Origin of the sequence: Streptomyces triculaminicus (assembly GCF_017349075.1) — a bacterium.
Classification (GTDB): Bacteria; Actinomycetota; Actinomycetes; order Streptomycetales; family Streptomycetaceae; genus Streptomyces; species Streptomyces triculaminicus.
The window spans coordinates 1,105,507-1,127,650 of record NZ_JAFMOF010000004.1; the positions used below are offsets into that span (position 1 = coordinate 1,105,507).

Below are 22,144 nucleotides of genomic sequence, written 5' to 3' on the forward strand. Positions count from 1 at the left end.
CGCGCGACCGTTCACGGGGCGACCGCGCGGGGAAGCATTCGTCGACCGCGCGGACGCGCCGGTCATCGAGGGGGGCGCCGGGCGTACGGCGGCCCGTACGAGGAGCTGAGTCGCCATGGCCACCACCATCCGCCGCACCGTCCTGACCCTGCCCGCCGCTCCCCTGGGGCCCGAGAACCCGCTGCCGCCGCTGGCCGTGTTCCCCGACGTCCACCGCCCGGGCTCGGGCGGGCTCGAGGACTTCCCCGCCGAGATGGCCCGGCAGATGCGCTACGCGCCGCTGCGCTCCCTGCTGCCCGTGCGCCGCCGCGACGACTACTCCCGCGAGCGCGTCCCCACGGACCTCGACGCGATCGTCATCGAGAACGACCTCCTGCGCGCCACCGTCCTGCCCTCGCTCGGCGGCCGCGTGCACTCCCTCGAGGACAAGGCGTCCGGCCGCTCCCTCCTCTACAGCAACCCCGTTCTCCAGCCCGCCGGTTTCGCGCTCAACGGCGCCTGGTTCTCCGGCGGCATCGAGTGGAACATTGGTGCCACCGGCCACGGCCCGCTGTCCGTCGCCCCGCTGCACGCCGCCCGCGTGCCGGCGCCCGACGGCGGCGAGATGCTGCGGCTGTGGGAGTGGGAGCGGCTGCGCGACCTGCCCTTCCAGGTCGACCTGTGGCTGCCCGACGGCTCCGCCTTCCTCTACGCGGGCGTGCGCGTGCGCAACCCGCACGACCGTCCCGCCCCGGTGTACTGGTGGTCCAACACCGCCGTCCGCGAGGAGCCGGGCCTGCGCGTCCTGGTGCCGGCGGAGTCCGCCTGGCACTTCGGCTACGAGCGCTCCCTGCGCCGGGTCCCCGTGCCCTCGGCGGACGGCGCCGACAGCTCCTACCCGCTCGCCGGCGACCGGCACGCCGACCACTTCTACGACCTCCCCGACGGCGAGCGCCGCTGGATCGCCGCGCTCGGCGAGGACGGCCGCGGGCTCGTCCAGACCTCCACCGACCTCCTGCGCGGACGCAAGCTGTTCGTGTGGGGCACGAGCCCGGCCGGCCGCCGGCAGCAGGAGTGGCTCACCGAGCCGGGCACCGGCGGCTATGCCGAGATCCAGGCGGGGCTGGCGCGCACCCAGCTGGAGCACGTCCCGCTGGAGGCCGGCGGGGAGTTCGCCTGGCTGGAGGCGTACGGGCCGCTGGCCGCCGACCCGGCCCGGACGCACGGCGCCGACTGGCGGGCGGCGCGCGCCGAGGTCGCGGACCGGCTGGGGGCGGCGCTGCCGCGGGCCGAGGTGGACGCGGCGTTCGCCGCCTGGCGGCCGTACGCCGACCACGAGCCCAAGGAGCTGCTGGCCGCCGGGTCGGGCTGGGGCGCGCTCGAGGCGGAGCGCGGCGGCCTCGAGCTGCCGGGGACGCCGTTCCCGGCGGCGACGCTGGGCGAGGAACAGCGGCCGTGGCAGGAGCTGTTGCGCACCGGCGCGCTCACCGAGCGCGGCCCGGTGCCGGGCCCCTCGCTCGTCTCGCCGCGTTGGCGCGAGCTGCTCGAGGCGGCCGAGCCCGGCCCGTACACCGCCTACCACCTGGGCGTCGCCCAGTGGCACGCCGGGGACCGCTCGCAGGCCGCGCGCAGCTGGGAGCGGGCCCTGCGGGAGGGCCTGACGTGGCCCGCGCTGCGCTGCCTGGCCGCGGCGGACCGCGCGGGCGGCCATCCCGAGCGCGCGGCCGACCGCTACGCGGCCGCGGTGGAGGCGGCGCGCGCGGCGCGGGCGTCCCGCGCGGCGCTGGCCGCGCTGGCGCACGAGGCGGTCACGGCGCTGCTGGCCGCCGGGCGGCCGGACGCGGCGGCCGGCGTGCTGGCGGGAGTGGGTGCGGCCGACCGTGCGCGCGGCCGCTTCCGGCTGCTGGGCGCGCGGGTTCTGCTGGCCCGGGGGGACGCGTCGGCCGCGCGGGCGGTGTTCGACGAGGGGTTCGAGGTCGACGACCTGCGGGAGGGCGAGGCGTCGCTCGCCGAGGTGTGGTGGGCGATCGCCGAGCGGCTCGTGGCCGGGGACGGCCCCGTGACCGAGGCGGTACGGGCGCGGGCCCGCCGGCTGCATCCGCTGCCGGAGCGCTACCACTTCGGGGCCCGGTCCTGATCCGGCGCCGTACGGACCGCACGCGCGGCCCGTACGGCGCGTCGGCTCACGCCGCCTTGCGGTCCACGTACTCGAACACCGATCCGTCCGGGTGCCGGGCCACCAGATTCCGGCCGATGGGCGTCGGCACGGGCCCGGCGATGATGTCGGCCCCCACCGCCTGGAGATCGACGAGCGCCTCGTCGACGTCCGTGACCGCGATCGTCGCCGCGATCTTCCGCAGTACCGACACCTCCGATTCCGGTCCGCTCATGAGGAAGAAGCAGCCGACCGCCGCGACGGAGACCCCGCCCCGCCGGAAGCGCAGCGCCTCGGCCCCCGTCAGTCGTTCGTACACCGCGATGGACGCTTCCAGATCACTGACGCACACCCGTAGCGAAGTCCCCAGAATGTTCATGAAAACCAGGCTAGTTGACCCTGCAGAGCAGTTCGCCGTTCAGCACCGAGAACCACGCGTCCTCGTGACGGCCCCACTCCCGCCAGGCCCGCGCGATCGCTTCCAGGCCCGCCCGGTCCGTGTGTCCTCCCGCGACCGCGAGGCCGGCGAAGGGCGAGGAGAGCGTGCGGTCCGCCCACAGGCCGCTCCACCAGGTGCGTTGCTCCTGCCCCGCGTAGCACCAGGCGCCCGCCGTGGCGGTGACGTCGGTCAGGCCCGCCCGCCGGGCCCAGCCCAGCAGCCGGCTCCCGGCGTCCGGCTCGCCGCCGCCGGCCCGGGCGACGCCCACGTACAGGCGCTGCCAGTCCTCCAGGCCCGGGACGCGCGGGTACCAGGTCATGGCCGTGTAGACCACGTCGCGTACGGCCACGACGCCGCCCGGGCGGCACACGCGGCGCATCTCGCGCAGGGCGGCGACCGGGTCGGCGAGGTACTGGAGCACCTGGTGGGCGTGGACGACGTCGAACGAGCCGTCGGGGAAGTCGAGGGCGCCCGCGTCGCCGACGGCGAAGTCGACGTTGTCGACGCCGCGTTCACGGGCGGCGTCGCGGGCCCGGGCGAGGATGCCGCCGGCCGCGTCGAGGCCGGTCACATGCCCCTGGGGCACCAGGGCCGCCAGGTCGGCGGTGATGCTGCCCGGGCCGCAGCCGATGTCCAGGACGCGGTGGTGGGGCCTGAGCTCGGGCAGCAGGTAGGCGGCCGAGTCGGCGGCCCGGCGCCGGCCGTGGGACCGCACCACGGACTCGTGGTGGCCGTGGATGTACACCTGCTCTTTCCGGTCGTTCCGCGCTTCGGGCATGGTGGTCCCTTCGCTCCGTCATGACGTGGCGCTCCTCACCGTACGCGCGCCGTCTCGTATCGCGAGAGTCCCTTCTCGCCATCCGGGACGCCTCCTCACCCGGCCGCCCGTGTCGGCCCGGCCGCGCGGGCCGTGATCTGCCAAGGTGGACGCAAGACCCCGGGTGAGGTACGGAGGGACGTGCGGATGCAGTGGAATCCCGCGGCGCTCTCCGCTCCCCCGGCCGCCGAGCGCGGACTGCCCGTCCTGCCGGAACTCGCCGGGCGGCTGGCGGAGGCGGCCGCGGACTTCGTCCCCGAGCCGGTCGGCGGCGGGCGGCCCCTGCGCGAGGCCGCGTGCGGCTACTGGTCCCGGCGCGGCCTGCCGTGCGAGCCCGAGCTGGTCGTCGCCGCCCCCGGCGCCCAGCCCCTGCTGCTGGCCCTGTTCGCCTCGGCGGGCGGCGAGGTGCTGCTCACCCGCCCCTGCGCCGCCTCCTACAGCCCGCTCGCCCGCCTGGCCGGGCGGCTGGCCTACCACGTGGGCGTGCCGGCCGAGTGCGGCGGCGTGCCCGACCCGTTCGCGCTGCTGGAGACCGTGCGGCGGATCCGCGCGGAGGGCGGGCGGCCGCGCTTCCTGGTGCTGTCCGTCGCCGACGACACCACCGGCACCGTCGCGCCGCCCGAGATCCTGCACGAGGTCTGCGAGGCGGCGGCCGCCGAGGAACTGACGGTCGTCAGCGACGAGACCTGGCGCGACACCCTCCACGACCCGCACGAGACGGTCTTCGTCAGCCCCGCCGAGATGTACCCCGACCAGGTCGTCGTCCTCACCGACCTCGCCGGCCCCCTCACCCCCGCCGCCTGGCCGGCCGCCGTCGCCCGCTTCCCCGCCGGCGGCGCCGGCCCGGCCCTGCTGGCCCGTGCCACCTCGCTCCTGACGGCCGTACGGGCGGAACTGACCCCGCCCGTCGCCGCCGCCGTGCGCTACGCGCTGGCCGAGCCCGGCCCCGTCCGCGCCCGCACCCGCCGCCACCGCCCGGCTCTACGGACTCCTGGGCACCGCCGTCCGCGAACGGCTGGACGCGGCCGGGGTGCTGTGCCGGCCGCCGCGCACCGGCCCCCACCTCTACGCCGACCTCGGCGAGCAGCGCGACGCCCTGGCCGCCCGCGGCATCACCGACTCCGTCGAGCTGGAGGCCCACCTGAGCGCGGCGCTCGGCCATCCCGTCCCCGGCGGCCACCGCTTCGGCGACGCCCCCGACTCGCTGCGGGTGCGGCTGTCCACGCCGCCGCTGCTCGGCGCCGCCGAGGAGGGGCGGAGGCGCGCCCTCGACGCGCCCGACCCCCTCGCGGATCCGGACGTCGCGCAGGCGTTGTCCACTTTTGGATCGGCGTTCAGTGAACTGGCCGCTTCCTGATCTACCGTCGGTCGGGGAGCGCGCGGCCTCGCCCGCGCCGCCCCCTGAAGGTTCCGGTTCCCCACGAATGGAGCCCCAGATGACCGAACAGACCGAGCGCCCCCTCGCGGAACCGCGTCCCCTCGGCGAGGTCCGCACCTGGCCCCGGTCGTTCACCGACCGCCTCACCGCGCCGCTGCCGGGCGTCAGAGCCGTGGCCCGGCTCGCCCGCGAGGGGCGGCTGCGGCCCGGCGCCGAGTCGCTGCGGGAGCTGGCCGGCCTGCCGGTCGAGCCGGGCCCGCTGCCCGTGGTCGACGCCGCCACCACGGCCCTGACGTGGGCGGGCCATGCGAGCTGGGTCGTCGCCACGGGCGGCCTCACGGTCCTGACCGACCCCGTCTGGTCGCGCCGGATCCTGGGCACCCCGCCCCGGGTGACCCCGGTCGGCGTGCCATGGGAGAACCTGCCCCGCGTCGACGCGGTCGTCATCAGCCACAACCACTACGACCACCTCGACGCCCCCACCCTCAAGCGGCTGCCCCGCGACACCCATCTCCTGCTCCCGGCGGGCCTGGCCGCCTGGGCCCGCCGCCGGGGCTTCACCCGTGTCACCGAGCTGGACTGGTGGGAGGCCGTGGAGCTGCCGGGCCCGGCCGGGCCGGTCCGCTTCGACTTCGTGCCGGCCCACCACTGGAGCAAACGCACCCTGACCGATACCTGCCGCTCGCTGTGGGGCGGCTGGGTGATCACCGCGCCGGGCGGAGGCGGGCGGGTGTACTTCGCGGGCGACTCCGGCTACGGCCACTGGTTCGAGCGCATCGGCGAGCGCTACGCCGGCATCGACCTCGCCCTGCTGCCCATCGGCGCGTACGACCCGCGCTGGATGCTGGGCCCGGTGCACACGGACCCGGAGGAGGCCGTACGGGCGTGCGCCGACCTCGGCGCCCGGGCCATGGCCCCCATGCACTGGTCGACGTTCCTGCTGTCCGCCGAGCCGCCGCTGGAGCCGCTGCGCCGGGTGCGGGCGGCCTGGGAGGCGAGCGGGCGGCCCCGGGGGGACCTGTGGGACCTGCCGGTGGGGGCGTCGCGCGTGCTCACTTGTGCCACGTGAACGTGAAGCGGTTCGCCCCGTGCGAGGTGCACGTCAGATGCGAGGGGAAGCGGCTGGCCCGGGTGTCGACGCCGACCACGCCGGTCGCCTCTTCGTAGGTGAAGTACAGCACCCCCTCCCCCACCACGTGCTCCCCTTCCCGGACCACCAGCCGCACCGCGGCCCCCTCCCTGACCCGGAACACGCGGGCCGCCCCGCCGCCTTCGAGCGCCACGTCGGCGAGGCCGTCGATGCCCTCGTGCCCGGGCAGCAGGCGCAGCGAGCACCCTTCCTCCGGGCCTGCCTCGCGGCGGAGGTCGGCGCCGACCGTGCGCCCCCTGGGCCCGTCCGGGGCGATCACGGCCAGGCTGTGGAAGCCGCCCGCTGCGACCAGTGCGAGGGGCCGGCCCGCCACCGCCGCGAGGATTCCCGACACCTGGGCGTCCCCGTCCTTCCCGGCGGCCAGCAGCTCCCCGTCCAGGGTCACGGCCAGGCTGTGCAGGCTGCCGGCCGCCACGGCGCCGATCCGGCGGCCCTGAGCCTCCCTCACCAGTCCCGAGACCTGGTGGTTGCCGTCCCGGCCCGCCGCCAGCAGCTGCCCGTCGTCGGTCACCGCCAGGCTCTGCAGGGCGGCGGCCGAGACGGCGACGACCTTCTTGTCGCGGGCGGCGGCCAGGATCCCCGACACCTGCCCGTCCTCGTCCCGTCCCGCCGCGATCAGCCGACCGTCCTGGGTCACGGCGAGCGTGTGGAAGTCCCCGGCGGCGACGGCGGCGACCCGCCGCCCCCGGGCGGCCGCCAGGATGCCCGACACCTGGCCGTCCCCGTCGTGCCCCGCCGCGAGGAGCTCGCCCTCGGCGGTCGCCGCCACCGAGTGGACCGTGCCGCCGTCGGCCGCCGTGACCCGCCGGTCCCGGGCCGCCGCGAGGATCCCGGAGACCTGGTCGTTGTGGTCCTTGCCGGCGGCGAGGAGCCGGCCGTCGCGGGTGAGGGCCAGGCTGTGGAAGCTGCCGGCGGCGACCAGGGCGACGGGTTTGCCGCTCGCGGCCGCCACGATGCCCGTCACCTGCCCGTCCTCGTCCATCCCGGCGGCCAGCAGCCGTCCGCCGTCGGTCACCGCGAGGCTGTGGTAGTGGCCGGCGGCGATCGCCCGGACGTACTCGTCCCCGGCCGCCTCGAGGATCCCGGAGACCTGCCCGTGCGCGCCGAGCCCGGCGGCGGCGAGCGGCCCGGCGGTGCGGGGCGACGCCGGATCACCGGGCCGGTCGTCCGCCGGGTCGTCCGACTCCCGCTCGGCAAAGTGCACGGACATGGGCCCTCCTGAATCGCGGCGCGCTGCCCTCCACGCTGGTCGCCGCACCGGGCCCCGGCACGTGCGCTGCGGCCGAACGGGTGACGCCCCCGCCCGGGAGCGCCCCGCGGCGCGCTCCGGTCACGCCCGACGCGTCCCGGTCATGCGCATCGCGTCTCGATCACGTGTACGCACAGGGGCAGCCCGTACGCCGGGTGCGTCGTCTCGCGTTCCGGCCGCATGCCCAGGGTGCGCAGGACCGCCTCGGAGGCGGCGTCGCCCACCGCGTGCACGCCGACCACCCGGGCCAGGCCGCGGTCGCGCAGCGCGAAGTCCAGCACGACGCGCGCCGCCTCGGTGGCCAGCCCCCGCCCCCAGTACGGCCGCCCGAGCCGCCAGCCGATCTCCACGGCGGGCAGGATCTCCGGCAGGAAGTCGGGCACGGTCAGGCCCGCCATGCCGGCCAGCCGGCCGGTTTCCCGGACCTCGACGGCGAACGGCCCCAGGCCGCGTTGCTCCCACTCCCGCTCCCACGCGGCGATGCCGTCCTCGGTCGCGGCCCGGTCGCGCGCGGACCCGTCGCCGACCCAGCGCATCACCTCGGGATCGGCGTTGATGGCCGCCATGGGGGCGACGTCGTCCTCGCGCCAACGGCGCAGCGTCAGTCGGGGCGTTCGCAGGGTGGTCACCATGCCCGCATCCTGCCCCCTTCCCCCGGCCGCATCCCCTGCCGCTCGTACCCCTACCGGTCATACCCCGGTATCACGCGCGAGTGAGCTCTGCGGTGCGACGCGGTCCGGGGTGTGCGCGGAGCACGATCCGCCCATGCATGAACTCATCCGGCGGATCGACTCCGCGACGCCGCCCGGCCGCGACCGGGCCGTGGACGCCCTGCGCGCGTTCGCCATCCTGGGCGTGGTGCTCGGCCACTGGCTGGTGACGGCCCTGGTCGCCGACAGCGGCACGCTGCACGGCGACAGCCCGCTCCGGCACCTGCCCGAACTCACCCCCGCCTCCTGGCTCTTCCAGACCCTGGCCGTCTTCTTCCTGGTCGGCGGGCAGGTGGGCGCGGCCGGTTACCGCTCGGCCCGCGCGCGGGGCACGACGTACGGGCGGTGGCTCGGCGGCCGGCTGACGCGGCTGTTCCGGCCGGTGGCCGCGGTGCTGGCGGTGTGGGCCGTGGTGACGGGCGCGCTGGTGGCGGCGGGCGCCACCGCGGGGACCGTGCACACGCTGGTCAAGCTGGTGCTCTCGCCGCTGTGGTTCCTGCTGGTGTTCTCCGCGCTGACGGCGGCGACGCCCCTGGTCGCCCGGCTGCACCCGCTGTGGCCCCTGGCCGTCGTGCTGTCCGTCGACCTCGCGCGGTTCGCGCTGGGCGGGCCCGGGTGGCTGGGGTGGATCAACGTGGCCGCCGGCTGGCTGGTGCCGTACTGCCTGGGCGCGGCCTGGTCGCGCGGTCGCCTGTCGGGCCGCAGGACGGGCTGGGTGCTGCTGGCCGGCGGGGCCTTCGCCACCGCCGGGCTCGTCCTGTGGGCCGGTTACCCGGCGTCCATGGTCGGGGTGCCCGGCGCCCGGATCTCCAACCTCAACCCTCCCACCCTCGCGGCCGTCGCCTTCGGCCTCGCCCAGTGCGGGGCGGCCCTGCTGCTGCTCGGCCCGCTGCGGCGGGTGCTGCGGCGCCCGGCGGTCTGGGCGGCGGTGGCCCTGGTGAACCTGTCGGCCATGACGATCTTCCTCTGGCACCAGACGGCCATGATGGCCGTCACCGGGCTCACTCTGGCGGCGGGCGCGGACCTGCCCGGGCTGCACACGGTTCCGGACGGTTTCGGCTGGGCGCTCGCGCGGCTGGCCTGGCTGCCGGTGTTCGCGGTGACGCTGCTGGGGTGCTGGGCGGTGTTCCGCCGGTTCGAGCAGGGGCGGTCGCGGGGCGGCAGCACGGTGGTGCGCGAGGGGCGCCCCGCCCCGGTGCCGGTGGCACGGCGTGCCTAGGATGGGCCGGATGAGCATGGGGGGCGCGAAGGCGGGCGCGGAAAAGGTGAGTCGACGGCTGTCGAGGGCCCTGGCGGCGGTGCCGCGCGCCCTGCGCGAGGACCTGTTCACGCTGGCCCGCGACCCGCTGCCGCGCCAGGCGTGGCTGGGCCGGCTGCCGCACGCCCACGTGGTGCTGTTCGCGGTGGCCGTGGGCGTCGCCAATCTCAGCGAGTACGAGCGGGCGATCCAGTGGGCCCCGCTGTTCGTGGAACTGCTCATCGCCGTCCAGGCGTCGGCGGTCGTCCTCGTCATGTCCCGCCCCGTGGCCGCCTGGTGGCTGTCGACCGGCGCGCTCTTCCTGATCGCGTACGCCGGGGACAACCGCGTCGGCCACGACATGCTGTGGCCCTGGAGCATCTCGGGCGTCGCCCTGCAGACCATGCTCCTGTTCCTGCTCGCGCTGCGGGTGCGTCCCCGGGTCGCCGCCGAGGCGCTGGCGATCACCGTGCTGGCCGGCGTGGCCAACATGGAACTCGCGGACCACGACCACAACCAGGTCCTGACCCGGGCCGTCGGCTATCTGGTGGGAGCGGTGGTGGTCGGCGCGTCGCTGCGCACCGGCCGGGTGGCCCGGACGCGGCTGGTCGAGCAGGAGGTGCTCACCACGGAGGAACGCGCCCGGCGCACCCTGCTGGAGGAGCGCAACCGCATCGCCCGCGAGCTGCACGACGTGGTCGCCCACCACATGTCGGTGATCTCCATCCAGGCCCAGGTCGCGCCCCACCTGGTGCGGGACCCCTCCGACGAGCTGAGGGAGAACCTCGCCGGCATCCGGCAGAACGCCCTCGAGGCGCTGACGGAGCTGCGCCAGGTGCTGGGCGTGCTGCGCTCCGAGGACGCCACGGCGGACGGGGCGCGGCACGCGCCGCAGCCCGGCCTGGACCGGCTGGACGAGCTGGTGGACAACGTGCGGGGCGCCGGGGTGACGGTGGAGGTCCGGCGGTCGGGAGAGGTGCGTCCGCTCTCCCCCGGCGTGGAGCTGTCCGCGTTCCGCATCGCGCAGGAGGCCCTCAGCAACGCGATGCGGCACGCGCCCGGCGCGAGCGTGCGGGTGGACGTCGGGTACGGCCCGGCGGCGCTCACGCTCCGCGTCGCCAACACCGCCCCCGCCCGCCCGGCCCGGCCCTCGCCGGGCGCGGGCCACGGCCTGCTGGGGATGCGGGAGCGGGCCGCGATGCTGGGCGGCGACCTGGTCACCGGCCCGGCTCCGGGCGGTGGCTACGAGGTGATGGCCGAACTCCCCACTCCTACGGCAGAGGACGCGCACGCATGACCATCCGGGTGATGATCGCCGACGACCAGATGCTGGTCCGCCAGGGCTTCACGGTCCTGCTGAACGCGGAACCGGACATCGAGGTGGTGGGCCAGGCGGTCAACGGCCTGGAGGCCGTCGACCGGGCCGCCGAACTGGCCCCGGACGTCGTGCTGATGGACATCCGCATGCCCGAGCTGGGCGGCATCGAGGCGACGCGCCGCCTGACGCGGGCGGCCGACGGCGCGGTGAAGGTGCTCGTCCTGACCACCTTCGACCTGGACGAGTACGTCTACGAGGCGCTGCGCGCGGGCGCGTCGGGCTTCCTGCTGAAGGACGCCTCGGCGGAGGAACTCGCCCAGGCGGTCAGGGTGGTGGCGGCCGGTGACGCCCTGCTGGCCCCGAACATCACCAAGCGGCTGATCGCCGAGTTCTCCCGCATGACGGGCACCCCGCGCGCCCCGCTCAAGGACCGCGTGGGCGCCCTGACGGAACGCGAGACCGAGGTGCTGTCCCTGATCGCCCAGGGCCTGTCGAACGGCGAGATAGCCGAGGGGCTGGTGCTGGCCGAGCAGACGGTGAAGACCCATGTGGGGCGGATCCTCATGAAGCTGGGGCTGCGCGACCGCACGCAGGCGGCGGTCTTCGCGTACGAGACGGGCCTGGTCAGGCCCGCGGGCTACTGAAGCCCCCGGGCGCCGAGGCTCAGGCGGCCGACCGGGCGCTCCGGTCGTCCAGGGCGGTGTGGAGCCAGTCGTGGCAGGCCCCGGCGGTCGGCCGTGACGGGCCGGTCAGCTCGGCGGTGAGCTGCCAGTACCGGTCGATGCGGGGCTCGGTGGCGAGCATCCGGCCGAGCCCGCGGCGGAAGGCGGGGGTGTCCTTGGCGCCGCTGGCACGGGCGTGGGCGTCGACGAAGCAGTCGAGGGCCTCGCCCTCGTGGGGCGGCCGGTGCGCCGTCAGGTGCGGCGCGGCCAGGGCGAACGCCTCGACGAGACCGTCGTAGAGCACGGCGGGACGGTAGCCGGTGTCTGGCCGGTGGACGACGGGCTGGCAGCCGGTGGTACCGCCGAGGCAGTCGCCGGTGACGAAGGCGTGCAGGCGGGCGAAGGCCAGCACCTGGGCCGGGCTCGGATCGTCGGGAGGCTGCGGAACGGACCGTTCCAGGACGGCGGAGAGCACCCGGGCCGGGAGCCTCGGGGGCAGCCAGCACCGCCAGAAACGCGCCAGCGCGGCCGTGCTGGGCGGGCTGCTCACGGCGCCGACCAGGCGCAGCCGTTCGGCGCGTTCGTGCGGGGCGCAGTCCTGGATCAGCCGGAGGGCGGCCTCCCGCCAGCGCAGGGCGGCCAGGTGCGAGCCGACCTCGCGCAGCCGGTCCGCGACGACGTCCTCCAGCGCGTCCTCCCGGTCCAGGATCCGGTTCACGTCCGTCACCGGCACGTCCAGGGCGCGCAGGGAGCGGATCAGGCGCAGCCGGTCGAGGGCCTCGGGGCCGTAGCGGCGGTGGCCGCCGGCGCTGCGGCGGCCCTCGGGCAGCAGGCCGCCGTCGGAGTAGAAGCGGACGGTCTTGACCGTGACGCCCGCGCGCTCGGCGAGCTCCCCGATGCTCCACATGCCGTCAGGTGACACGACTTGAACCTCCCCCAGCAGGAGTTCCTACCGTACCCACGAGCGCGGACGGCCGGTCGGGCCGCCCCCGCGGACTTGGCGAGCGAGGAGACGTTGATGACGGCATTCATCCTGGTGGCGGGCCTCCACACGGGCGGCTGGGTGTGGCAGGACGTGGCCGGCCGGCTGCGGGAGTCGGGGGCCGAGGCCCATCCGGTGACGCTCACGGGCATGGGTGACGCCCACCGCCCGGCCGGGCCGGGCACGGACCTGGAGACGCACATCGAGGACGTGGTGCGGGTGATCGACGAGGTGGACGCGGACGAGGTGGTGATGGTCGGTCACTGCTACGGCGTCCACCCCGCGCTCGGCGCCGCCGGCCGGCGCCCGGAGCGGATCTCACGGGTCGTCTACGTGGACACGCTCATGCCCCGGGGCGGCGACCCGGCCGTCACGTCGATCCCCGGCCCGACGCCGGCCGGCCGGCTGCTGGGCCGGGACGGCCAGGCCGGGGACGACCGGCCGGTCCCGCCGCCCGCGGTGGAGGAGTGGGAGCGCTGGGGCAGTACCGCCGGCGTCCCCGCCGAGGCGCTCGCGCGGCTGACCGAGCGGGCCGCGCCGCAGCCGGCCGGCACGCTCACCCAGCCGCTCCGGCTGCCGGAGGCGGCCTTCGGGCTGCCGACGACCGGCGTCCTGTGCACGGGCAACGGCTCGAGCATCGAGACGGTCGAGTCCCTGGTGCGGCTCGGCGATCCCCGTCTGCAGGCGCTCGCCCACCCCAGGGTGGGCTTCTTCGAACTCCACACCGGGCACTGGCCGATGCTCTCCGTCCCCGACGAGCTGGCCGGCGTGCTGCTCCGGGCCGCGGCGGGAGAGGGGCACCGGCTGGCGGCGACGGCGTGCGAGCCGCCCGCCCACCAGCGGCCCTTCCTCATCGACGTGCCCGAGCGGCCGCGTGAGCGGACGGGACACGTCGATCTGTACCTGCCCGACGCCGACGGCCCCAGCCCGGCGGTGGTGTTCGTCCATGGCGGCCCGCTCCCGGCCGGCGTGGAGCCGACACCGCGCGACTGGCCGTCCTTCGTCGGCTACGGCCGGTACACGGCGAGCCTGGGAGCGGTCGGTGTGACCCTGGACCACCGGCTGCACGACATCACCGACTACGAGCGCGCCGCCGAGGACGTCGCCGCGGCGGTCGAGCTCGTCCGGGCCGATCCGCGCGTCGACGCGGACCGCGTCGCGCTGTGGTTCTTCTCCGGCGGCGGGCCGCTGTCGGCGGACTGGCTCTCCGCGCCCCCGCCGTGGCTGCGCTGCGTGGCGGCGACGTACCCCATCCTCGCGCCGCTGCCGAACTGGGGCATGGGCGACTCCCGCTTCCGTCCGGCGGCGGCCCTGCCCGCCGCGGGCCGCCTGCCGGTCGTACTGACCCGGGTGGAGCTGGAGCGCCCGGAGATCGCGGCGACGGTCGAGGAGTTCCTGGCCGCCGCCACGGCCTGCGCCGCCGACGTCGAGGTGATCGACGTGCCGCTCGGCCACCACGGCTTCGAGACGCTCGACCACACCGACGCGGCACGCCACGCCCTGGACCATGCGGTGCGCTCCGTGCTGGCGCACCTGGAGGGCTAGCGCGCGGCGGCCACCGCTATGGCGGCCGCGTAGCCCGGGCCCGCGTCGACGTCGGTCAGGGTCCAGCCGGGCGGCGCGGCCGGGGCCGGGCCGGCGCCGACGTAGGTGGCCGAGGGGCTTTCGGCGAGGCCCGTGCCCGTGCCCTTGAGGTAGGCCTCCTTGCGGGTCCAGCACCGGGCGAAGGCGGCCGGTCGGGCGTGTTCGGGCAGGACGTCCAGTTCGGCGGTCTCCGTCGGGTGCAGCATCCGCGACACCTCGGCGACGACGGACGGCGGCTGGACCTGCTCCACGTCCGCGCCCACGGGGGTGTCCGAGAAGGCGAAGAGGGCCAGTTCGCCGGCGTGCGAGAGGTTGAAGTGCATCGGGGAGCCGGCGACCGCCGGGCGGCCGTGGGGCTCGCCGCAGCCCGGGCAGGGCTCGCGGGTCAGCTCCACGGCGCCCGGCGGCTGGGCCAGGTAGGCGCCGAGCAGCCGGCGCAGGCCGGCGTGGGAGGCGACGTAGCGGTCGCGGTGCAGGGGGCGTACGAAGCCGGCCGCCCGGGCCCGTTCCGTCGCGTCCAGATCGTCCTGGGGCCAGGGCGCGCCGCCGTCGGGTATGCGCAGCAGCCAGACGTGCGGGGCGCCGCCGCCCGGGCGCCACGGCCCGGGGGGCGTGTCGCGGCCCAGCAGCCGTACGTCCGCGTGGGTCAGCATCTCTCCCCCAGGTACCGGGCCAGGGTCTCGGCGATCGCGTCGACGGGGCCGGGCCGGGTCATCGCGGCGTGCGGGCAGTCCAGGTCACGGTTGATCACATCGCCGCCGACGTACGGGCGCCACGTGTGCCGCGACGGCCGGTCCGCGCCGCCGGGCGCGGCGGCCGTGAAGAAGAGGACGTCGCCGTCGAAGACGCCCGGCCGGTGCCGCCGGGTCAGCCCCGCGTGGTGGACGGCGATACGGGCCATCGCGGCGACCGTCTCCTCCCGCAGCACGGCGGCCGGCATGCCGCTCTCCTCGCGCAGGGCCTCGACGACCTGCCGCCGGGTCACCGGGGCGGCCCCGGCGGGCTCCTCGCCCGCCATCCGCAGCAGGTCCGCGAACGCGTCGGCCTCGGCCGGTACGGGTCCGCCGCGCAGGGCGTCGCCGGGGTAGGAGTCCAGCAGCGCGAGCAGCTCCACCTTCTCGCCGGCCGCCCGCAGCAGTACGGCGACCGCGTGGGCGAGGTTGCCGCCGAAGGACCAGCCCAGCAGCCGGTAGGGGCCGTGCGGGTGGACCTCGCGGATGCGGGCCAGGCAGTCGGCGGCCATCTCCTCGAGGCCGCCGGCGGGCGGCGTGCCGTCGGCGAGGCCGCGCGCCTGGAGCGCGTACACCGGCTGGTCGGCGCCGAGCCGGGCCGCCAGGCCCGCGTAGCACCAGCCCAGGCCCACGGCGGGCGGCAGGACGAACAGCGGGGTGCGCGAGCCGGTGCGGCGCAGCGGCAGCAGGGGGCCGAGCGCGTCGTCCGCCGGGCCGTCGGCGATGCGGGCGGCGAGGGCGGCCGGGGTGGGGGCCCGGAAGAGCGTGCCCAGGTCGAGGTCGGCGCCGAGCGCGGCCCGTACGCGGGCGACGAGGCGCGCGGCCAGGAGCGAGTCGCCGCCCAGGTCGAAGAATCCGTCGTCCACGCCGGGCGGCCGCTCGAGGCCGAGCACGTCCGCGAACAACCCGGCGAGGGCCTCCTCCCGGGCGTCGCCCGGGCGGCGGTCGCCGAGGACCGGGGCCGGGGCGGGCAGCGCCGCACGGTCGAGCTTGCCGTTGGGGCCCAGCGGGAAGGCGTCCAGCACCACGACGGCGCTGGGCACCATGGCCTCGGGCAGGCGGGAGGCGAGGGCGGCCCGCAGGGCGCGGGGGTCGAGCGGACCGGCCTCGGCGGCGGCATCCGCCGAGGCCGGAGTCACATGGGCGACCAGGCGGCGGTCGCCGGGGCGGTCCTCGCGGACCGTGACGCACGCGGCGGCGACGCGGGCGTCCCGCGTCAGGGCCGCCTCGATCTCGCCGGGTTCGACGCGCTGGCCGCGCAGCTTGATCTGGCGGTCGGCGCGGCCGGCGTGGTCCAGGGCGCCGTCCTCGCGCCTGCGGGCCAGGTCGCCGGTGCGGTACATGCGGGCGCCGGGCGCCCCGAAGGGGTCGCTGACGAAGCGGGCGGCGGTCAGGTCCGGCCGGCCGAGGTAGCCGGTGGCCAGCTGGGCGCCGGCGATGTACAGCTCGCCGGTGACGCCGGGCGGGCAGGGCTGCAGGGCGGCGTCGAGGACGTACAGCCGGGTGTTCCAGACGGGCCGCCCGATGGGTACGGGGCCGCTCTCGCCGGGCTCGCACCGGTGGTGGGAGACGTCGACGGCCGCCTCGGTGGGCCCGTAGAGGTTGTGCAGCACGGTGCCGGGCAGGGTGGCGTGGAAGCGGTCGGCGAGCGCGCGCGGCAGGGTCTCGCCGCTGGCGAAGACGCGTCGCAGCGGCAGCGGCCCGCCGTCCGCCTCGTCCAGGAACGGCGCGAGCGCGGAGGGCACGAAGTGGGCGGTGGTGACGTCGTGTTCGCGGATGGTGCGGGCCAGGGCCGCCGGGTCGCGGTGCTCGCCGGGCCCGGCGAGCACGAGGGTGGCGCCCTCGCGCAGCGGCCAGAACAGCTCCCACACCGACACGTCGAAGCCGGTGGGCGTCTTGTGCAGGACCCGGTCGCCGGCGGTCAGGCCGTACTCGCCCTGCATCCAGCGCAGCCGGTTGTCGATCGCGGAGTGCGGGACGACGACGCCCTTGGGGCGGCCGGTGGAGCCGGAGGTGTGGATGACGTACGCGGGGTGGTGGGGGGTGAGGGCGCGGCCGGGGTCGGTGGGCAGGTGCCGGTCCAGCTCGGCCGCGAGCGCGGGGTCGTCCAGGAGGACGGCGGGGACGCCGGTGTCCGGCAGGGTCGCGGCGCGCGTGGCGGTGTCCGTCACGACGCACGCCGGGGCGGTGTCCTCGAGGACGAGCGCGAGGCGGGCCGGGGGGTGTTCGACGTCCAGCGGCACATAGGCGCCGCCCGCCTTGAGGACGGCCAGCAGCGCCACGACGAGGTCGGCGGAGCGCGGCAGGGCGACGGCCGCGAGGACTCCGGGGCGCACGCCGAGGACGATGAGGTGACGGGCGAGCCGGTTGGCCCGGGTGTTGAGCTCGGCGTAGGTCCAGCTCCGCCCGTCCGCGACGAGCGCGGTGGCGTGCGGGGTGCGGGCGGCGCGGGCCTCGACGGGGCCGATCAGCGTGGTCGGGGGCAGGGCGGCCGCCGTGTCGTTGAACTCCGTGAGCTCCCGCTCGCGCTCCTCGGCGGTGGCGAGGCCCAGCTCGGACAGCGGCCGGTGCGGGTCGCTGCCGGCGATGCGGGTGAGCAGGTCGAGGAAGCGGCGCTGGTGGGCGGCGACCTCGCCGTCCTCGTACGAGGCGGGGTTGGCGTCGTAGTCGATGCGCAGGCCGGAGCCGTCGGCCCGGTCGTAGATGCCGACGGTCAGGTCGTCGACGGGTCCGCCGGAGAGGTTGTGGGCCTCGCAGGGGGCTCCGGCGAAGGTCAGGCCGTAGTCGAAGGGCATGACGTTGACGAGTGGCCCGACGAGGGCCGTGCCCTCGCCGAGGAGGCCGAGGTCGCGGCGCAGGTCGGCGTAGCGGTAGCGCTGGTGGCGGCGGGCGGTGCGGATGCCGAGGTCGGCCTGGCGGGTGAGCTCGGCGAAGGTGGCGTCGGGGGTGACGGTCAGGCGCAGCGGCAGGACGTTCATCACCATGCCGGGGACGCGCAGGGCGACGGAGCCCATGCGGCCCATCATGGGCAGGCCGAGGACGACGTCCTGCCTGCCGGTGGCACGGGAGAGGTAGAGGGCCTGGGCGGCGAAGAGCACGTCGGGCCAGGTGGCGCGCACGGACGCGGCGAGTTCGCGGAGCCGGGCGGCGGCCTCGGGGCCGAGGTGCGCGGTGTGGCGCACGGTGGTGCGCGAGGGCAGCGCGGCGCGGCCGGAGAGCGTGGGGACGGCGGGGCGGTCGGCCATGTGGCGGCGCCAGTGGTCGCGGTCGCGCTCGTAGGTGGCGGAGTCGCGGTAGGCGGCGTCCTCCTCGACGAGCGCGGCGAGCCGGCCGAAGGGGCTGGGGCCCACGTCGTCGCCGGCGGCGAGGGCGGTGTAGACGTCGGCGACGCGGCGGGCGACGAGGGCGTATCCGTAGCCGTCGAGGACGGCGTGGTGGACGCGGTGGTACCACAGCCAGCGCCGGTCGCCGACGCGCAGGAGGGCGTGGGCGAAGAGGGGACCGCTCGCGAGGTCGAAGGGGACGGCGAGGTCGGCGCGCATCCAGGCCAGGGCGGCGGCGACGGCCGCCTCGGCGTCGCCCTGGTCCCGCAGGTCGGCGGTGTGCAGGGGGAAGCCGTGGCCGGGCGCCTCGACGGGGACGGGCAGTTGGCGGGGCCCGTCGGGGGTGTCCACCAGGCGGACGCGCAGGGCGTCGGCCTCGCCGACCGTGCGGTGCAGGGCCTCGGCGAAGCGCACCGGGTCGACGTCGCCGTGGATGTCGAGGTACTCGGCGGTGTTGAGGGCGGGGCTGCCCGGGTCGAGGGACTGGACGTACCACATGCCCGACTGGGCGCCCGTCAGCGGCAGCCCCCGCGGCCCCGGGGACCGGGTGGGGGTGGTGCCGCCGACGGGCCGGCCCAGTACGGAGACCGTCATGTCCGTGCCCCCAGCAGGGGCGCCCACTGCTCGATGGCCGGCTTCTCGGCGAGGTCGACGAAGGTGACCTCGGTGCCGTGGTCGCGGCGCCAGCGCTCGACGAGGGTCATGATGCGCACGGAGTCGAGGCCGTAGTCCACGAGGTTCTCGTCGTCGGGGATGTCGGCGGGGTCCTCGCCGAGCACGTCGGCGACGTCGGCGCGGATCTGTTCCAGGGTGAGGGCCATGGGGGTTACTTCCCTTCGAGGACGCGGTCGGTGGTGGTGACGACCGCGCACTTGGCGGCCGCCCAGCGCAGCGCCGTCGCATGGTCCTCGGGCGAGAAGTCGGCGACGGCGTCGGCGACGAGGAAGGGCTGGATGTCCCGCATCCACGCGTCGCAGGCGCTCATCATGACACCGATGTGGGCGTAGACCCCGACAATGATCAGCTGGTCGCGGCCGAGCGCCGCCATGCGCTCGGCGAGGTCGGTGCGGACGAAGGCGCTGTACTTCCACTTCGTCAGGACCGTGTCCTCCTCGGCCGGGGCGACGGCGTCCGCGATGGCCTTGGCGCGCGGGTCGTCGGGCAGGCCGGGGCCCCAGAAGTCCTGCTGCAGGCCGCGTTCGGCGGCGCTCTGGCCGCCGGGCTGGGCCGAGTAGACGACGGGCACGCCCAGGCGGGCGCAGTCCTTCTTCAGCCTCGCGACGTTGGCCAGCAGCTCGGTGACGGGGGAGGCGTCCGCCTGGAAGGCGTCGAGGAAGTAGTTCTGCAGGTCGTGGACGAGCAGCACGGCCCGGTCCGGGTCGACGGTCCAGCTCACCCTGTTGGCGGGCAGGTCGGCCTCGGTGGGCATGGCGTAGGGGGTGATGGCGGGGAGCGCCATGGCGGTGTGGTGCCTTTCTGCTACGGCTTGGGGGTGGTGGCGCGGAGCTGGGCGGCGATGGCCGCGCGGAGGTCCTTCTTGGAGACCTTGCCGATGCCGGTCTGCGGGAACGCGGCGACGAACTCGACCCGGTCGGGCACCTTGAAGGCGGCCAGGCCGCGCTCGCGCACGAACTTCTTGACGGCGACGGACTTCACGGGGCCCGCGCCCTCGCGCAGCACGACGTAGGCGCAGGTGCGCTCGCCCAGGTAGTCGTCGGGCATGGAGACGACGGCGACGTCATGGACGGCGGGGTGGGCGAGGATGTGGTTCTCGATCTCCTCGGCGGCGACCTTCTCGCCGCCCCGGTTGATCTGGTCCTTGGCCCGGCCCTCGACCACGATGTGGCCGGTCTCGGTGCGCCGTACGACGTCGCCGGTGCGGTAGAAGCCGTCCGCCGTGAAGGACGCGGCGTTGTGCTCGGGCGCCCGCCAGTAGCCGCGGATGGTGTACGGGCCGCGGGTGAGCAGGTGTCCGGTCTCGCCGGTGGGCAGGTCGTTGTCCTCGTCGTCCACGACGCGGATCTCGTCGTCGGGCGAGATCGGGCGGCCCTGGGTGGTGACGATGGTCTCCTCGGGGTCGTCGAGCCGGGTGTAGTTCACCAAGCCCTCCGCCATGCCGAAGACCTGCTGCAGGGTGCAGCCCAGCGCGGGCCGCACCCGGCGCGCCGCCTCCTCGCTGAACTTGGCGCCGCCCACGAGCAGGACGTCCAGGCTCGACAGGTCGTGGTCGCCTGCGGCCGCGGCCTCGGTCCACACCAGGGCGAGCGGCGGCACCAGGCCGGTGATGGTGACGCCCTCGCGCTCGATGAGGGGGAAGGCGACGTCGGGGCTGGGGCGCGGGGCGAGCACCACGCGGGCGCCGGCGTAGAGGGCGCCGAGGGTGCCGGGGAGCTGAGCGGGAAGTTGTGGGCGGCGGGCAGGGCGCAGAGGTAGACGCTGTTCTCGTCGACGCCGCAGATCTCGTTCGAGCCCCACAGCGAGTAGATGTAGTCGTCGTGGGTGCGCGGGATGAGCTTGGGCACGCCGGTGGAGCCGCCGGAGAGCTGGAGGAAGGCCAGCTCGTGCGGGAGGGGCGGGTCCGGGATCGCGACGGGTTCGGTGGCGATGCCGGCCAGGGCGGTGTGCTCGCCCGGCTCGCCGACGACGAAGACGTGCTTCAGGCCGGGCACCTCGGCGCGGACCTTGTCGGCCAGGACGCGGTAGTCGTAGCCCTCGGCGACGTCGGCCACGACGTAGGCGGCGGCCTCGGTGAAGGCGCAGAAGTGGCGGATCTCGGTCTCGCGGTGCGCGGGCAGCGCGAAGACGGGGAGGGCGCCGATGCGGAACAGGGCGAAGATCACCTCGAAGAACTCGGCGATGTTCGGCAGCTGGACGACCACGCGGTCGCCCTTGCCGATGCCCCGGGCGAGGAAGCCGGCGGCCAGCCGGTCGGCCCGGGCGTCGAGCTCGCCGTACGTCCGGCGTCGGCCGCCGGCGGCGGGGTCGACGACGGCCACCCGGTCCGGGTGCCGCTCGGCGCGTTCGCGCAGCATCCCCCCGAAGGTCTCACCGCGCCACCAGCCCGCCGCGCGGTAGCGCTCGGCGAACTCCGCCGGATAACCCGGCGCGTCGACGGTCGGCTCTGTCACTGGTCTACCCCCACTGCCTGCAGGAACGTCTGGAACTTGGCGCCGGTCTCGGCGGTCTCGGCCTCCGGCGTGGACTGCTCGACCACGCCCGCGCCGGCGAACAGGCTCAGCGTGCGCTCCTCGGCCTCGGCGCAGCGGATGGTGACGACCCATTCGCCGTCGCCGCTGGCGTCGCCCCAGCCCACCATCCCGGTGTAGGCGCCGCGGTCGAAGGGCTCGAGCTCGCCGATGACGTCGCGGGCGGTCGTGGTCGGGTGCCGCACACGGCCGGGGTGGGGTGCAGCGCGCAGGCCAGCTCGAGGGCGGAGACGGCCGGGTCGTCGAGCTCGCCGGTGACGGTCGTCGACAGGTGCCACATGGCGGCGGTGCGTACGAGCGTGGGGCGGGCGGGCACGTCGAGGGTGCGGCAGTAGGGGGCGAGGGCCTCGCGGACGGCGTCCACGACGACGGCGTGCTCGTGCAGGTCCTTGGCGGACTCCAGCAGGGCGGCCGCCCGGCGCACGTCCTCGGCGAGGTCGGCGCTGCGGGGCGTGGAGCCGGCGAGCGGGTTGGCGACGAGGCGGCCGCCGCTGCGGGAGACCAGGAGTTCGGGGCTGGCGCCGAGCAGGGTGCGGCCGGGGCCGGAGGGCAGGGCGAAGGTGTAGCCGGAGGGGTCGCGGCGGGCCAGGCGCTGGAGCAGCCCGGGCAGGTCGAGGTCGCGGTCGGAGGTCAGCCGCAGGCTGCGGGCGAGGACGACCTTGCTGAACTCGCCGCGGCACATGCGGCGTACGGCCTCGGCGACGGCCTCGCCGTACACGCCGGGCTCGGGCACGGGCCGGATGTCCCAGCGGGCGGCGGCGGGGCGGCGGCCGGGAGGGCTATGAGCGGGTCCTGGGCGAGCGGCGGCGCCCAGCGCAGGCTCTCGGGCACGGCGAGCGCGGCGGGGGCGGTGTGGTCGAAGGGCACGGCGCCGACGACGACCGGGGCCGGGTTGCCCGCGAGCAGCTCGGCGTCGAGGGTGCGGGTGACGCGCTCGGCCAGGGGCGCGTCGCCGTGCGGTACCTCGGCGCGTACGCCGTGGGCCAGCAGCGTGCGGGTGGGCGAGGCGAAGAAGCGGGCGCGGCCCGGCTCGTACGCGTCGAGCAGGGCCGTCGCCGCGCCGACGGCGTCCCGGGCGTCGGACGGTCCGACGTCCTGTGCCGAGCGCGCGCCGGGCTCGCTCGGCCGGTCGGCGACGTGGTGAGCGGTAGTCACCTGCTGCTCCGTTCCCCCGGCGGTTCGCACCGGGTGTGGGGTGAAGTTCTTCTCGGCGGCCCGCCCCGG

Annotated in this window: 15 protein-coding genes and 3 pseudogenes; 7 read left to right on the forward strand and 11 right to left on the reverse strand. The window is 76.2% G+C overall.

Annotation, left to right across the window (positions count from 1 at the left end; genetic code table 11):
• The first annotated feature begins 115 nt into the window (after nt 1-115).
• Nucleotides 116-2,116, forward strand: a complete 2,001-nt coding sequence (locus tag J1792_RS27945; RefSeq protein ID WP_207248428.1) for a DUF5107 domain-containing protein — start codon at nt 116-118, stop codon at nt 2,114-2,116.
• Between the two features lie 46 nt (nt 2,117-2,162).
• Here the strand turns inward: J1792_RS27945 and J1792_RS27950 are convergent, their stop codons facing one another.
• Together J1792_RS27950 and J1792_RS27955 are read right to left on the reverse strand one after the other, a co-directional pair.
• Nucleotides 2,163-2,513, reverse strand: coding sequence for a VOC family protein (locus tag J1792_RS27950; protein ID WP_207248429.1), 351 nt, complete (start codon nt 2,511-2,513; stop codon nt 2,163-2,165).
• A gap of 10 nt (nt 2,514-2,523) precedes the next feature.
• Entirely contained in the window at nt 2,524-3,351 is an 828-nt protein-coding gene (locus J1792_RS27955; RefSeq protein ID WP_207248430.1) for a class I SAM-dependent methyltransferase, read from the reverse strand.
• A 186-nt stretch (nt 3,352-3,537) separates the two neighbouring features.
• Here J1792_RS27955 and J1792_RS27960 point away from each other — a divergent pair.
• Nucleotides 3,538-4,747: pseudogene (locus tag J1792_RS27960) on the forward strand (aminotransferase class I/II-fold pyridoxal phosphate-dependent enzyme).
• Between the two features lie 79 nt (nt 4,748-4,826).
• Entirely contained in the window at nt 4,827-5,837 is a 1,011-nt protein-coding gene (locus J1792_RS27965; RefSeq protein ID WP_179199094.1) for an MBL fold metallo-hydrolase, read from the forward strand.
• Here the strand turns inward: J1792_RS27965 and J1792_RS27970 are convergent.
• Both J1792_RS27970 and J1792_RS27975 read right to left on the reverse strand, forming a co-directional pair.
• Complete coding sequence (locus J1792_RS27970; RefSeq protein WP_086574294.1) at nt 5,821-7,128, reverse strand: RCC1 domain-containing protein; 1,308 nt, start codon at nt 7,126-7,128, stop codon at nt 5,821-5,823. The genes J1792_RS27965 and J1792_RS27970 overlap by 17 nt on opposite strands.
• A 140-nt stretch (nt 7,129-7,268) precedes the next feature.
• Nucleotides 7,269-7,796: a GNAT family N-acetyltransferase gene (locus J1792_RS27975; protein ID WP_086574297.1), complete on the reverse strand. Its 528-nt coding sequence runs from the start codon at nt 7,794-7,796 to the stop codon at nt 7,269-7,271.
• A gap of 136 nt (nt 7,797-7,932) precedes the next feature.
• On the opposite strand from J1792_RS27975, the gene J1792_RS27980 reads away from it, so the two are divergent.
• The 3 genes from J1792_RS27980 to J1792_RS27990 are packed head-to-tail and all read left to right on the forward strand — an operon-like array spanning nt 7,933 to nt 11,076.
• On the forward strand, nt 7,933-9,096 hold the full coding sequence (locus tag J1792_RS27980; RefSeq protein ID WP_207248431.1) for an acyltransferase family protein: 1,164 nt from the start codon (nt 7,933-7,935) through the stop codon (nt 9,094-9,096).
• A gap of 10 nt (nt 9,097-9,106) precedes the next feature.
• A complete protein-coding gene (locus tag J1792_RS27985) occupies nt 9,107-10,411 on the forward strand; it encodes a sensor histidine kinase (RefSeq protein WP_242646632.1) in 1,305 nt (434 codons plus the stop codon).
• Complete coding sequence (locus J1792_RS27990; protein ID WP_086574291.1) at nt 10,408-11,076, forward strand: response regulator; 669 nt, start codon at nt 10,408-10,410, stop codon at nt 11,074-11,076. The genes J1792_RS27985 and J1792_RS27990 overlap by 4 nt, the downstream gene beginning before the upstream one ends.
• 19 nt (nt 11,077-11,095) lie before the next feature.
• Here J1792_RS27990 and J1792_RS27995 read toward each other — a convergent pair whose 3' ends face one another.
• Nucleotides 11,096-12,016 (reverse strand): helix-turn-helix domain-containing protein, encoded by a 921-nt coding sequence (locus tag J1792_RS27995; protein ID WP_372446188.1) that lies wholly within the window; start codon nt 12,014-12,016, stop codon nt 11,096-11,098.
• Between the two features lie 96 nt (nt 12,017-12,112).
• Here J1792_RS27995 and J1792_RS28000 point away from each other — a divergent pair, with 96 nt between their 5' ends.
• Nucleotides 12,113-13,621, forward strand: coding sequence for an alpha/beta hydrolase (locus J1792_RS28000; RefSeq protein WP_207248432.1), 1,509 nt, complete (start codon nt 12,113-12,115; stop codon nt 13,619-13,621).
• On the opposite strand, the gene J1792_RS28005 is transcribed toward J1792_RS28000, so the two are convergent.
• From J1792_RS28005 to dhbC, 6 genes and pseudogenes are all read right to left on the reverse strand, one after another.
• Nucleotides 13,618-14,313: a 4'-phosphopantetheinyl transferase family protein gene (locus J1792_RS28005; protein ID WP_086574287.1), complete on the reverse strand. Its 696-nt coding sequence runs from the start codon at nt 14,311-14,313 to the stop codon at nt 13,618-13,620. The two genes, J1792_RS28000 and J1792_RS28005, sit on opposite strands and share 4 nt — an antisense overlap.
• Nucleotides 14,307-18,308 carry a non-ribosomal peptide synthetase gene (locus tag J1792_RS28010; protein ID WP_207248433.1) on the reverse strand — a complete coding sequence of 1,334 codons (4,002 nt, stop codon included), beginning with the start codon at nt 18,306-18,308 and terminating at the stop codon, nt 14,307-14,309. The genes J1792_RS28005 and J1792_RS28010 overlap by 7 nt, the downstream gene beginning before the upstream one ends.
• Complete coding sequence (locus J1792_RS28015; protein WP_086575018.1) at nt 18,305-18,535, reverse strand: phosphopantetheine-binding protein; 231 nt, start codon at nt 18,533-18,535, stop codon at nt 18,305-18,307. Before J1792_RS28015 ends, J1792_RS28010 begins: the two co-directional genes overlap by 4 nt.
• A 5-nt stretch (nt 18,536-18,540) precedes the next feature.
• A complete protein-coding gene (locus J1792_RS28020; protein WP_086575019.1) occupies nt 18,541-19,173 on the reverse strand; it encodes an isochorismatase family protein in 633 nt (210 codons plus the stop codon).
• Between the two features lie 20 nt (nt 19,174-19,193).
• Nucleotides 19,194-20,842, reverse strand: a pseudogene (locus tag J1792_RS28025) ((2,3-dihydroxybenzoyl)adenylate synthase).
• Nucleotides 20,839-21,967 (reverse strand): annotated as a pseudogene (gene dhbC, locus J1792_RS34645) (isochorismate synthase DhbC). The pseudogenes J1792_RS28025 and dhbC overlap by 4 nt, the downstream one beginning before the upstream one ends.
• Nucleotides 21,968-22,144: the final 177 nt, after the last annotated feature.